At 55.1% G+C, this 12,255-nt stretch carries 13 protein-coding genes; 7 read left to right on the plus strand and 6 right to left on the minus strand.

The window, feature by feature from the left end; all coding sequences use genetic code 11:
- Positions 1-73 precede the first annotated feature (73 nt).
- A complete protein-coding gene (locus MVO87_RS09495) occupies positions 74-1,033 on the plus strand; it encodes a tetratricopeptide repeat protein (RefSeq protein WP_297516452.1) in 960 nt (319 codons plus the stop codon).
- Here the strand turns inward: MVO87_RS09495 and MVO87_RS09500 are convergent.
- The 4 genes from MVO87_RS09500 to MVO87_RS09515 form a co-directional block, all read right to left on the minus strand.
- Complete coding sequence (locus MVO87_RS09500; RefSeq protein ID WP_297516450.1) at positions 1,030-1,770, minus strand: ABC transporter ATP-binding protein; 741 nt, start codon at positions 1,768-1,770, stop codon at positions 1,030-1,032. The genes MVO87_RS09495 and MVO87_RS09500 overlap by 4 nt on opposite strands.
- Positions 1,767-2,801 (minus strand): FecCD family ABC transporter permease, encoded by a 1,035-nt coding sequence (locus tag MVO87_RS09505; RefSeq protein WP_297552976.1) that lies wholly within the window; start codon positions 2,799-2,801, stop codon positions 1,767-1,769. Before MVO87_RS09505 ends, MVO87_RS09500 begins: the two co-directional genes overlap by 4 nt.
- Positions 2,802-2,807: 6 nt before the next feature.
- Positions 2,808-3,968, minus strand: coding sequence for an iron ABC transporter substrate-binding protein (locus tag MVO87_RS09510; RefSeq protein WP_297516454.1), 1,161 nt, complete (start codon positions 3,966-3,968; stop codon positions 2,808-2,810).
- Between the two features lie 79 nt (positions 3,969-4,047).
- Positions 4,048-4,953: an ATP-binding protein gene (locus tag MVO87_RS09515; protein ID WP_297552997.1), complete on the minus strand. Its 906-nt coding sequence runs from the start codon at positions 4,951-4,953 to the stop codon at positions 4,048-4,050.
- A gap of 327 nt (positions 4,954-5,280) precedes the next feature.
- Here MVO87_RS09515 and MVO87_RS09520 point away from each other — a divergent pair, with 327 nt between their 5' ends.
- The 6 genes from MVO87_RS09520 to MVO87_RS09545 all read left to right on the plus strand — a co-directional run bounded on the left by MVO87_RS09520 (position 5,281) and on the right by MVO87_RS09545 (position 10,448).
- A complete protein-coding gene (locus MVO87_RS09520; RefSeq protein WP_297552978.1) occupies positions 5,281-5,895 on the plus strand; it encodes a 4Fe-4S dicluster domain-containing protein in 615 nt (204 codons plus the stop codon).
- A complete protein-coding gene (cooS, locus tag MVO87_RS09525) occupies positions 5,892-7,862 on the plus strand; it encodes an anaerobic carbon-monoxide dehydrogenase catalytic subunit (protein ID WP_297512707.1) in 1,971 nt (656 codons plus the stop codon). The genes MVO87_RS09520 and cooS overlap by 4 nt, the downstream gene beginning before the upstream one ends.
- A 34-nt stretch (positions 7,863-7,896) precedes the next feature.
- Positions 7,897-8,376, plus strand: coding sequence for a 4Fe-4S dicluster domain-containing protein (locus tag MVO87_RS09530; RefSeq protein WP_297552979.1), 480 nt, complete (start codon positions 7,897-7,899; stop codon positions 8,374-8,376).
- A complete protein-coding gene (locus tag MVO87_RS09535) occupies positions 8,373-9,425 on the plus strand; it encodes an FAD-dependent oxidoreductase (RefSeq protein ID WP_297513480.1) in 1,053 nt (350 codons plus the stop codon). The genes MVO87_RS09530 and MVO87_RS09535 overlap by 4 nt, the downstream gene beginning before the upstream one ends.
- Entirely contained in the window at positions 9,425-9,949 is a 525-nt protein-coding gene (locus MVO87_RS09540) for a 4Fe-4S dicluster domain-containing protein (protein ID WP_015858446.1), read from the plus strand. Before MVO87_RS09535 ends, MVO87_RS09540 begins: the two co-directional genes overlap by 1 nt.
- Positions 9,950-10,094: 145 nt before the next feature.
- Positions 10,095-10,448 carry a hydrogenase maturation protease gene (locus tag MVO87_RS09545; RefSeq protein ID WP_297513477.1) on the plus strand — a complete coding sequence of 118 codons (354 nt, stop codon included), beginning with the start codon at positions 10,095-10,097 and terminating at the stop codon, positions 10,446-10,448.
- Positions 10,449-10,576: 128 nt separating this feature from the next.
- Here the strand turns inward: MVO87_RS09545 and MVO87_RS09550 are convergent, their stop codons facing one another.
- Together MVO87_RS09550 and MVO87_RS09555 are read right to left on the minus strand one after the other, a co-directional pair.
- Entirely contained in the window at positions 10,577-11,116 is a 540-nt protein-coding gene (locus MVO87_RS09550; protein ID WP_297513475.1) for a TATA-box-binding protein, read from the minus strand.
- A 156-nt stretch (positions 11,117-11,272) separates the two neighbouring features.
- Entirely contained in the window at positions 11,273-12,172 is a 900-nt protein-coding gene (locus MVO87_RS09555; RefSeq protein WP_297513473.1) for a cation diffusion facilitator family transporter, read from the minus strand.
- Positions 12,173-12,255: the final 83 nt, after the last annotated feature.

Here is a 12,255-nt window from a genome sequence, read left to right on the forward strand (position 1 = left end):
GCTCTCGCGGAGGGGTTAAAAAGATAGCCAAAGGGTTAAATACATCGGCGCGTTAGAAAACCGGGGTGAAAGCATGGAGGAGATTATGAAGGCCATCGAAGAAAAGAACTGCGAAAAGCTCAGGAGGATTCTCTACTACAAGGTGGACGACCTGAGCGACGAAGAGCTTAAGGAGGTCCTCGAGAAGGCCGAAAAACTTGCGAAGGAGTGCAAGGACTGGGAGCTCTACAAGCTCGTGCTCTACTACTACCACGAGATACTCAACGAGGACAGGATTTCAGAGTTCGAGAAGCTCGCGAAGGAGAGCGACGACTTCGAGCTGAAGTTCCACCTGGCTGACCTCTACTACCTCATCGGAGAACTTGAAAAGAGCCTCGAGCTGTTCAGGGCGCTCCTTGAAGAGGAGGTCGCCAAGGGCAACGTCGAGCACGCCGCGAGGATATACTACAGCATGGCCATGATTCACGAGGAGCTCCAGGAGTACGAGAAGGCCCTCGAGCTAATCGAGAAGGCGGAAGAGCTCTACAGGGAGCTCGGCGACGAGAGGGAACTCCTCAGGATTGAGATTCACAGGGGTTACATAACCTTCGAGGCAGGGGACACATACAAGGGCAAGGCAATAATAGCGGGCGTCCTGCCGAAGGTCCTCAACGACAACGAGCTCCTCGTCGAGGCCCACCTCAGCTTCGAGGAAATCTTTGAGGAGGAGGAAAACTACGATGCGGCCTTACAGGAGTGCCTCTACGCCCTCATAAGGGCGAAGGGAACGGACTACGAGGACATAGCCTTCGGCTCGCTGATGGACGTCCTCTGGCAGCTCTTCCTCGACGACGACTTCGAGACGGTTTACCTCAACATCGAAATGTTCATCAACGCCTTCCCGGACATGAAGGACTTCTTTGAGGCCGTGAAGGCTCTCGCACTCTTCAAGGACGGCAAGATTGAGGAGGAAGATGCCAAGAAGGCCATCGAGAAGGTCAAGGACCCGAGGTTGCTCGAGATGCTCGAGTTCCTCGGAGAGGCGGAGCTTTAGAGGGGAACCACCACGGGAACTCCTCTTACCTCCCCTATCTCCACCCTAACGCCGTAAACTTCCTCAAAAAGCTTCTCACTCAGAACCTCAAGGCTCCCGTCCGCTATTTTTCTCCCGCCCTTCATGAAGACGAACCTCTTCGCGAAGCGCAGGGCAAGGTTCACGTCGTGCATGACCATTATAACGGTCTTCCCCCCCTTCGCCAGTTCCCTCGCGAGCCTCATGACCTCAAGCTGGCTTTTGAGGTCGAGGTTGTTGGTAGGCTCGTCCATCAGCAGGATTTCGGGTTCCTGAGCCAAAGCCCTCGCTATGCTGACCTTCTGGAGCTCACCACCGCTTATCTCGTTCGTCCTCTTGAGGGCCAACTTCTCGATGCCGAGCCTCTTCAGGGCTTCTTCGACGACCTCTAAATCCTTCTCCGACGGCGTCAGCCCCATGTAGGGCCTCCTGCCGAGGAGAACTGTGTCGAAGACCGTCAAAAAGCCCGGTTCAACTCTCTGCGGGACGTAAGCTAAAATCCTCGAAAGCTCCCTCGGCGAATAGTCCCGAACGGGCCTATCCTTGAGGAAGACCCCCTCGCAACGCAGGATTCCTGCGAGACATCTAAGAAAGGTGCTCTTTCCTGCCCCATTGGGTCCGAGGATTGCCACGAACTCACCCTTACCGACTTCCAGGCTTATTCCCCTCAGGACTTCGCGCTCGCCGTAGGAGAATCTTAAGTTTCTCGCCTCAATCATCTCCGCCCCTCCATCCTCACGAGGAGGTATATGAACGCAGGCGCGCCGAGGAAGGAAGTTATGACGCCAACGGGGAGTGTCATGGGTGAAACGATTAGCCTCGCAACTGTATCGGCTGAAACGAGGAGTAAAGCCCCTGCCAGGGCAGAGAGAGGGATGAGCGAGCGGTAATCACCGCCAGCGATAAGGCGCATCGAGTGGGGGGCGATTAGGCCGACGAAGCCTATTACCCCCACGAAGGCCACCGTTACGGAGGTTATGAAGGCTGAGAGCAGGGTTCCGATTAGTCTTTCCCTCTCGATGTTGACCCCAACGCTCTTGGCTATCTCGTCGCCGAGCGTTGAGGCGTTCAAATCCCACCGCTTGATGAGGAAGTATGCGAAAACGAAGGCGAACGCGACCGCCATTATAGCGTTCTCCCGCCACGTTGCCCTCGCGAGGTTTCCGAAGCTCCAGTAGACCATCGCCGAGAGCTGAAGCTCGTTGGCGAAGTACTGAACGAGGGTGGTTAAAGCTGAGTAGAGGGAGCTCATCGCGACTCCCGCTAAAACTATCGCCTCAGGGCTCAGACCGCGGAGCCTCGCGAGAGCGAGAATGACGAGGGTTGCGCTTATCGCCCCGAGGAATGCGAAGAGGACTACCGCGTAAGGGTTGTTGAGAAAAATTTGTCCCGAGTTGAGCGAGTAGCCAGCGCCGAGGATTATGGCGAGGGAGGCCCCGAACATCGCCCCGTGCGAGACGCCCATCGTGAAGGGCGTTGCCAGCGGGTTCCTGAGGTAGCCCTGCAAAACTGCCCCAGCGACTCCCATTGAAGCCCCTACGAGGATTCCAGCGACTATTCTTGGAAGCCTTATCCCGAGGAGCACGAGGCGGTCGTCTTTGCTTCCACCGCCGAGGAGAACGGCGAGGACTTCCCTGAGGGGGACGTGGTAGGGTCCGCTTGAGAGCGAGAATAAAGAAACAGCTAACAGGGAAAGGAAGAGGGCAATGCACAGGATGAGTTTCCTTCTCCTGTACGCCTTGTAGTCCATAGGGCATCACGGGTTCGTCGGTAGACCGTAGGTAACGTTCCCGCTGGCGAGATTTATCTTTCCGAACCCGCCGAACTCCTTGGCGAGCTCCTTGTAAACGGGCTTCCCGACGAGGAATGTGAATATTTCATCCGCCTTCTCAGCGGGGTCGATGTCCCTGAAGCGCTCGGGGTAGATAACCTTTCCGATGTAGTAGGTGTCCGCAATCGCTGTCCCGATGTTGGTGTTGTAGAAGTTGTATGGTAAGACGCCGTAGAGGTTGCCCTCCCTGACGGCCTTGAGAGAGTTATAGAAGTCGGGGTTGCTCCTGTAGTCGTCGAGGATTATCTTGAGGCCACCTTCGTCGATGAATATGTAGTCTGGATTTTCCTTTAGCAGAAACTCCTTGTCGACCTGAATCCAACCGTGCCTGTTCGTGCTCGTCAGTTTCGAGGCGATGTTGTCGAGGTGCAGGACTGTGAAGGGGGTGTAGTAAACGGAGGTGCTCGTTATCCCGTGGGCGCCCTTGTAGCCTATTCCCCCGAGGTAGACCTTGGGGCTCTTCAAACCTCTCGTGAGGTTCTCAAGGTAGGCCTGCTGTCCCCTGATGAACTCTATTATCTCCCTGGCCCTCTCCTCCCTCCCGAGGATTTTTCCAGCTAAGAGGAGCGACTTGAAGAAGGTCTCGTCCGTGAAGTTCTCCAGCGTGCCGTAGCTGAGGACCACGACTGGTATTCCCGTCTTCTCCTGAACTTCATCGGCCGTTTCCTTGCTCGCAAAGACCCAGAATATCACCTGCGGGTGAACCTTAACGAGTGCCTCCATATCGGGGAGCTTTCCCGGACCACCCGGGCCGATTACCGGCAGTTTGAGAAGCTCGGGGTGAGCTAAGACGTAGGGCCTCCCGTAGGGGTAGCGCTTCTCTATTTCCTCGATTCCAACCACCTTATCGGTCGCGTTGAGGTAGACGAGTATCCTCAAGGCTCCAGGCCCAACGGCTACGACACGGCTCACGTTTGCAGGAACCTTTACTGTCCTTCCGAGGGTGTCTGTAATCGTGATGTACCCCGCGCTTGAGCTCGTTGGAGAAGATGCGCTGGCTTTTGAGGAGCTTGAGGTTGATGGGCCAATGCACCCTGCGGTTGAAAGAACCAGCAGGGTTACGAGGAGCGCGAGGGCCTTCCTCATTTGTATCACCAATTCCAAAATTAGTGTTATCCTTTTAAACATTTTCGGGATTTTGGTAATACAGAAAAGTGGGGAAAAGTCACTCGGCGTACCTCAGGAGAATCTCCTTCAGCTCTAGGGCCTTTCTGTAAGTGGGGGACTCGGGGTTTCCAAGTATGGCCTCGACTTCGGGGTCGTATTCCTCCACGAGCTCATCGTAGGGGATTATCGTCTTGGTCGTGAAGTCGTTAAAGCCAAGCTCGTTTAGTATTCTCTCGACTTTCTCAATCTGGCTCTCCTTCTTCACCTTGTTTATCACGAGGTGGACGTACTTGATGCCGAGCTCCCTCGCGAGCCTTGCAGCGTCAACCGCCACCTGGACCGAATTGTAAGTCGGCTCGGTAAGCACGACGGCCTGTTTGAAGCCCTTCGCCAGGGCCCTTCCGAAGTGCTCAAGGCCCGCCTGAGTGTCCATGAGGATTATCTCTCCCTTCCTGAGGTTTATATACTTGACAACGGCATCGAGGAGTGCATTTTCCGGACAGAGACAGCCGGCGGCTGCCTGAACCACGCTTCCCATGACGAGGAGCATAACGCCATCGGGACCCACGACACCGAACCTGTCAACGACGTCCCTTACATCTGGGGTCAGCGAGAAGTACAGCCCCCAGTTAGTTCCGGGTCTTGCCCCGGTTTTTTCCTCGATGTAGTCAAGGTTCTTGTTGAGGGGCACGATTTTATCCCTAACTTCCTTAGGGACGCCGAGGGCATGTGCGAGGTTCATCTGGGGGTCCTCATCAACAGCTAAAACGCGGTAGCCGTCGCGCGCAAGCAACCTCGCAAGGAGTGCTGTCATCGTGGTCTTGCCGACGCCGCCCTTGCCCGTTATTACGACCCTGAACCCCTCTTCGGGGGCCTGCTTTTTGGTTCGTTCTCGTAACTCCTCGGCTATTTGAAATAGCTTCTTCCGTCTTTCGTCTTCTTCCCCTTTGAGAGGCCTTCCCATAAGCAACACCGAAAAAATTTTGAAAAACTTTCGTATAAATGCTTTTAGGTTTGAATTTGAAACCAAGGCTGTATACACTTTTGTGAACTTGTATGGACAAAATTATCCTATAATGTATACATAACAACATATGACCTTTCTCATCCATTGGTGTATAACCTTAGGTTCCACACTTTTGGATAATTTGGCCTCTGACTGTTCAGTCAGTGGGTTGGATAAGACCATTGGGGCAAAATTTAAGAAAAATGTAACATTTTATTTCACAATTTCTCGGTTTTTATTTAAAACGGAAACCCATTTATATACAAATTTGTTACATAAACCTCGGTGATTCCCATGCCCCCAGATTCAAAGCCTACCATTTTCATAAACCCAGCGAAGTGCATAGGCTGTCGGCACTGTGAGATAGCGTGTGCAGTGGAGCACTCAAAGAGCAAGAACCTGTTCTCGGCGATATTCGAGGACCCACTGCCCCAGCCCAGGATACACGTCCTCCCGATGGGCGCCTACAACGTCCCCATGAACTGCCGCCACTGTGAAAACGCACCCTGTATGGAAGTCTGTCCGACGGGAGCCATCTTTAAGGACGAAGATGGCGCCGTTCTCGTTGATGTGGACAAGTGCATCGGTTGCAAGATGTGTGCAATAGTCTGTCCCTTCGGTATCCCCGAGTTCGACGCCCTCAACGGCGTGATGTTCAAGTGCGACATGTGCCCAGACAGGAGGGCCGAAGGAAGACCGCCCGCCTGTGTCGAGGCCTGTAAGACGGGCGCACTGATGTTCGGAACGATTGACGAGGTGGTCTCGCAGGTAAGGAAGGAGACCGCCGAGAAGATAATCAAGCTGAAGGAAGGCGAATACAAGGAGGAATACAACGGTTGGGAGCTGTTTAGGTCTTTTCAGGCTGAGGTTATTCGGATTAATGAGGGTGAGTCAAAATGAAGAAGTATAAGGAGGTATCTATAGACCCGACAACCCAGAAGATGTATGAACGTGCCCAAGAGCTGGGCATTGAGACAGTTTGGGAGAGGCTCGAAAAGCAGCAGCCCCAGTGCGGTTACGGCCTCCTTGGAATCTGCTGTAGGAACTGTATGATGGGACCGTGCAGGATTAATCCCTTCGGCGGGGAGCCGAAGAGGGGCGTCTGCGGTGCCGACGCTGACACCATAGTTGCCAGGAACCTCCTCAGGATGATAGCCGCCGGAGCCGCCGCACACAGCGACCACGGAAGGCACGTTGCTCTAACACTCCTCGTCGCGGCCGAGATGGCTGAAAAGTTCAAGAAGGAAGGAAAGCCAGTCCTCGAGCTCGACAACATGGCCTCAAATACACTGCCCTATCAGGTCAGGGACCCGGAGAAGCTCAAGGCCGTTGCTAAGAGGCTCGGCATAGAAACCGAGGGGAAGAGCATCCGCGAGCTCGCCAAGGAGGTTGCTGAAGTTGCCCTCAACGACTTTGGAAAGCAGGATGAGGAGCCCTTGGCCTTCCTCAAAGCCTACCTCAACCCGAAGACCTACGAGATATTTGAAAAGGCCGCCGAAAAGGCCGGCATGCCCTGGTTTGAGAACGGAATACTCCCGAGGAGCATAGACAGGGAGATAGTTGAGAGCCTCCACAGAACCCACATAGGAACCGACCACGACCCAGTGAGCATACTCCTCCACGGCCTCAAGACTGCCCTTGGCGACGCCTGGGGTGGCTCGCTCATAGCCACTGAGCTCCAGGATGTGCTCTTTGGAACTCCAAAGGTCATAAAGGCCGAGGCCAACCTCGGCGTCCTCAAGGAGGACTACGTCAACATAGTCGTTCATGGTCACGAGCCGGTTCTCTCGGAGAAAATCGTCGAGGCGGCCCAGGACCCCGAGCTGCTCGAGCTCGCCGAGAAGCTCGGTGCCAAGGGCATAAACGTCGTCGGAATGTGCTGTACTGGCCTTGAAGTCCTCATGAGGCACGGAATACCGATAGCGGGCAACTTCCTCCAGCAGGAGATGGCAATCGTTACAGGCGCAGTTGAGGCCATGGTCGTTGACGTCCAGTGTATAATGCCCGCAACTGTCGACGTTGCCAGGTGCTTCCACACCAAGATAATAGACACCAGCCCGATAGCCACATTCCCAGGTGCAATTCACATCAAGTTCGACGAGAGGAGAGCTGACGAGATAGCGAAGGAAATCGTCAGGACTGCAGTCGAGAACTTCCCGAACAGGTCGAAGCAGAGGGTGGAGATACCCAAGGAGAAGATGTCCGGCTACGTCGGCTTCAGCGTCGAGGCAATACTCGAGCACTTCGGTGGTACACTCAAGCCCATTGAAGAGGCCATCGTCGAGGGCAAGATAAAGGGTGTAGCCGGATTGGTCGGCTGTAACAACCCAAAGGTGAAGCAGGACCACAACCACATCAAGATAGCGAACGAGCTTATGAAGAGGGACGTGCTCCTCATCGGAACAGGTTGCTGGGCGACCGCGGCTATGAAGTACGGCATATTCCTGCCCGAGTATGCGGACACCGAGAACGTTGGTCCCGGCCTGAGGGAGTTCGCCAAGGAGTGGGGCATTCCACCAGCGCTCAACATGGGCTCGTGCGTTGACTGTACGAGGATGCTTGTATTGGCCGACCTCATAGCGAGGGACCTCAACGTGCCAATCTCGGCTTTGCCCGTTGTCGGCTCCGCCCCGGAGGCAATGACCGAGAAGGCAGTCTCAATAGGAACCTATTTCGTCGCCAGCGGAATAACAACGCACCTCGGTGTCGTTCCGCCCGTTCTCGGCGGGCCGAAGGTCGTGAAGATTCTTACCCAGGACCTCTACGACATCGTTGGAGCGGCCTTCATAGTGGAGCCAGACCCGTATAAGGCGGCAAAGCTGATGTACGAGCACATCATGAAGAAGAGGAAGGAGCTCGGCATTTGAGCTCCCTTTTTTATCCCTCTTTTGAGGTGGGAGAATGTTCAAGCACATCAGAGAGGTATTGGGTAGGAAAAAGGAGGCTCCAGCTTCCTCGACTGAGACTCCAGAGGCATCGGGAAAGGGGGGAACCCTCAAAGCCGAGGCCTGTATCGGCTGTGGACTCTGTGCCCAGGTGTGTCCCCACAATGCGATATTCGTCATGGACAATGATAAAAGGGTCATCTCGTTCCATCCCGAGCTCTGTGGAGAGTGCAACTACGAGTGCAACAGCATATGCCCCACCAATGCCATTGAAGGAAGGCCAGAAAGGCTCGACCTGGAGTTTGAGTACGCCCACTGTCAGGTCTGCGGTAAGAAGCTCGACTACACGGTCAAGACCGCTGAGTTTCTTTACCGCAAGCTGGAGCGCTTCTACGACCACCCGGAGATAGTGTTCATGTGCGACAGGTGCAAGCACGACCGCGTCAAGGAGTTCCCGAGCGAGTACCTGAAGTTCTTCGGGGGGGTGCTCAAATGAGGGGCATGAAGTTTTCGTTTCTCTGCAGGAGCAAACCAGAAAGAACAGGTAAAAGGGTCGCGATTATCGGTGCTGGGCCGGCGGGACTTACAGCGGCTGGCTACCTCGTCTGCAAGGGGCATGACGTCGATATCTACGATAAAATGCCGGAACCCGGCGGGTTGATGCTCTTCGTCATCCCCGAGTTTAGAATCCCGGTTGAGAGGGTCCGCCTCGGCGCGAAGGAGCTGGAGGAGGAGTTCGAGGTAACCTACTACCCGAGGACGAAGGTCATGGAAGGGGAGAGGGAAGACGAGGGCGACGAGTTCTACGAGAGAATTGTAAAGCTCAGCGAGCTGAAGGAAAAGTACGACGCCGTGCTGATAGCAACGGGAATATGGAACGTGAGGAGGATTGGGATTCCTGGAGACGACCTCGAGGGCATACTCTCACCTCTCGAGCTCCTCTTCTGGATAAAGGGCCACGAGCTCGGCTACGTGCCCAAGGAGAAGGTTCCCGACTTAGAGGGCAAGAGGGTCGGCATAATCGGGGCGGGGCTAACCGCGGTTGACGTTGCCTTCGAGTGCAACCGCCTCGGTGCAGAGGTCGAGATGTTCTACCGCAGGACGATAAGGGAAGCCCCAGCTGGAGCCTACGAGATAAACATCCTCAGGAACAGGGGGGTCAAGTGGTTCGAGCTCGTAACGCCGAAGCGCGTTATAGGCGAGAACGGGCGCGTCAAGGCCATCGAGCTTCTCAGAACTCGCCTCGGCGAGCCCGATGAAACCGGAAGGCGGAGGCCAATCCCGATTCCCGGCTCAGAGTTCCAGGTCGAGCTCGACTACCTCGTCTTCGCAATAGGCATGGCTCCAACACCGCCCGTTAACGGCTCTTACATCGCGACGGACAGGAGGGCAAGGATAGTCGTCGATTCCAGGCACATGACGAGCGTTGAGGGAATCTTCGCGGCTGGCGATGTCGTCAACGGCCCAACCAAAGTGGGCAGGGCCATAAAGGACGGCCTCTACGCGGCGGTCTCAATCGACAGGTGGCTCAGGGGTGAGCTATGATGGAGAGGAAGTACCTTTACCTCGACTACCTCACCTGCATCGGCTGTGAGACCTGCGAAACTGTCTGCGCCTTCATACACGACGGGAGCCCGAACATCAGGATTTACGTCACCGAGAACAAGCAGTACGTCCCAATAAACTGCAAGCACTGCGACGACGCGCCCTGCTTGAGGGTGTGCCCCACCCACGCGATATACCGTGACGAGGACGGTGCAGTTAGAATCCACGAGGACAAGTGCATCGGCTGTCTCGCCTGCCTCCAGGTGTGCCCCTACGGCGTTCCCTTCTACAGCCTCAAGGTGAAGGCGATAACGAAGTGCGACATGTGCGCCGAGAGGCGCGAGGAAGGGCTCGAACCGGCCTGTGCTCTCATGTGCCCGGCGGAAGCTATTCAGTACGGTCCGCTCGAGATGGTTCTCGAACTCGTCAAGGAGAGGCGCGCCAAGAACATCCCCGAGCACCAGAGAGAGCTCAGCGACGAGGAACTGAAGAAGAGCATCGTTTCGGGCTACTCGGTTCTCTAATCCTTTTTTGTTTCGGCGGGTGTCGGAGATGGAAGCCGTTAGCCTTAGGGACGTGATCGGGAAGGCGAGGAGAGTCGTCCTGTGAGGGATAGGGAACGAGAAGAAGGGGGACTACGGCTTCGGTGCCTACCTCGCTGAGGCCCTGATGATAGCGGTCAGGAACCCGAACTTCCTGCCCCTCAACTGCAGGGAGGTTCCCGAGAGCCAGGCGGGGGTCACCGTTCGCTTCGCCCCGGAGCTTTTGATAGTGGCGGTGCCTCTTGAGATTGGAGCGGAGCCTGGAAAGCTCGTCGTCGCCGAACTGGAGGATGCCCTCAAAGACATTCCAGAAGAGTTCAGGCCCCAGCTTGAGGTCACGCTCAGGCACGTGAGCGAGCTCCTTCCGAGGATGAGAATAGTCGTTCTCGGCTGTCAGCCTGGAAACGAGAAAGAGGTAACGGAGGCCGTGAAGCGGTGTGTTAGAACCCTTTCAATCGCATTTCACGACATCTTCGACTGAGTTTGAGTTCTTAGACATCTTTATCTTTCAGGAGTTCCCCATGTCCTTTCTCATCCCCACACTTTCACGGTTCTGGACTGCTCGCGTGAATTTAACGAAGAGAAAGCCATGACCTCATTCCTCTCATATTAGATCAGGCCGTATTTTTCAAAATCCCTGGTGAGCTCCTCAACGGCCCTCCTGATGTCTTCCTCCGTCCTGGCCCCAGAGACCACCACCTTCCCGCTGTTGAATATAAGGATGGTCATTCTGGAGTTTCTGACCCTGTAGACCACACCGGGAAAGATTTCGGGCTCATACTCAACGTTCGGGAGTGTTAGTGCGACGATGTCGAGGTCGAGCGTCCCAAAGCCCAGGTCGCCCGCGGCCACGATGTTCTGAACCTGTATCTCGGGCTCTCCTCTAAATTTCATGCCCATGGCTTCAAGCGTTCGTTTGAGCTTCTCGGTGGCTTTCCTAATCGTTTCAACGCTCTTTGCTCCCGTGCAGACGAGCTTCCCTGAGTAGAATATCAAAAACGTCACCCCGAAGGACTCCATCTTGTAAACGGCTCCGGGGAATACGGAAGGGTTGTACTGCACTGAGTCCAGTTCATTAGCAACTTTCTCAACGTCTATCTCCCCGTGCAGGTCAATGGAGGCCACAACGTTCTCGACCTTTAGGGACATTTTGCCCACCGCGTTGAAGTTCGCGATGGAACCTTAACTTTAACGGAAGCTCCTTGAAGTGCTCTTCTTTTTTCTTCCGGCAATCATCAGAGCTAAATGGCATTGATTTTTCGCGTTCATAACAGCTTGGTGTGCCTCACGCACAAAATCGAGACCTTAATCATTTTTCCCGGTGCAGATGATGTTCTTGCCCCTACACCTGTCCACTTCGAGCTGGACGGTTATATGGGTTATTCCAAACTTCCTCAGCCTCTTTTCGGCCTCGTCAAGAATCTTCTGCGCCTCGCTCAGAGGCATGTCCTCAACATCAAGGTGGCACTCGAGGTGAACCTCATCCTCCCCAACGCGCCAGGCGTGGAAGTGGTGGGCGTTCTTAACGCGGGGGATTGATTCGAGCTCCGCCTTTATCGTCCTGAGGTCGAGCTCGGGGGATGCCTCCATGAGCACCTCGATGCTTTCCCTGAGGATTTCGTACGCCTCGCGGAGGATGTAGAGCGCTATGAGAACCGTGATGAGCGGGTCAACCCAGAGGACGTTCCATCTTATTATCGCGATTCCACCCGCGACGACGGCCACCGAGGAGAGGGTATCGCTCAACAGATGCAGGTACGCGGAGCGGACGTTGAGGCCGTGCGCGTGGCTGTGCAGGAGGAGAACCGAGAAAAGGTTGGCGAAGAGGCCGATTAAAGCCACAACCAACATAAGCGGGCCGTCTATTGGTTCGGGGTTCTTATAGCGCCTGTAGGCTTCGACGAGAAGGAAGAGCGAGACGCCCACGAGGACGGCTGAGTTGACGAACGCCACGAGGATTTCGGCTCTCCTGTAGCCGAAGGTGTACTTTTCGTTGGCCTTCCGCTCGCCGATTTTTACCGCGAAGTAGCTCGCGAGCAGACTCATGCTGTCGCCCAAGTTGTGGACTGAGTCGCTGAGAAGGGCCAGACTGCCCGAGAGGATGCCCCCGACTACCTCGGCGAGGGTTATGACGATGTTGAGGGCGAAGGAGAAGAGCAACCTTCCCTTTACTTCATGAGCGTGGTGGTGATGGTAGTGGCCCATTTTAATCCCCGTAAGGTGGCTTTGCCCGGCATATAATAAGGCTTTCGAACGCTAAGATTTTGGTGGAAAAAATTTATCTGAAA

The organism is Thermococcus sp., from assembly GCF_027063845.1.
Lineage (GTDB): Archaea > Methanobacteriota_B > Thermococci > Thermococcales > Thermococcaceae > Thermococcus.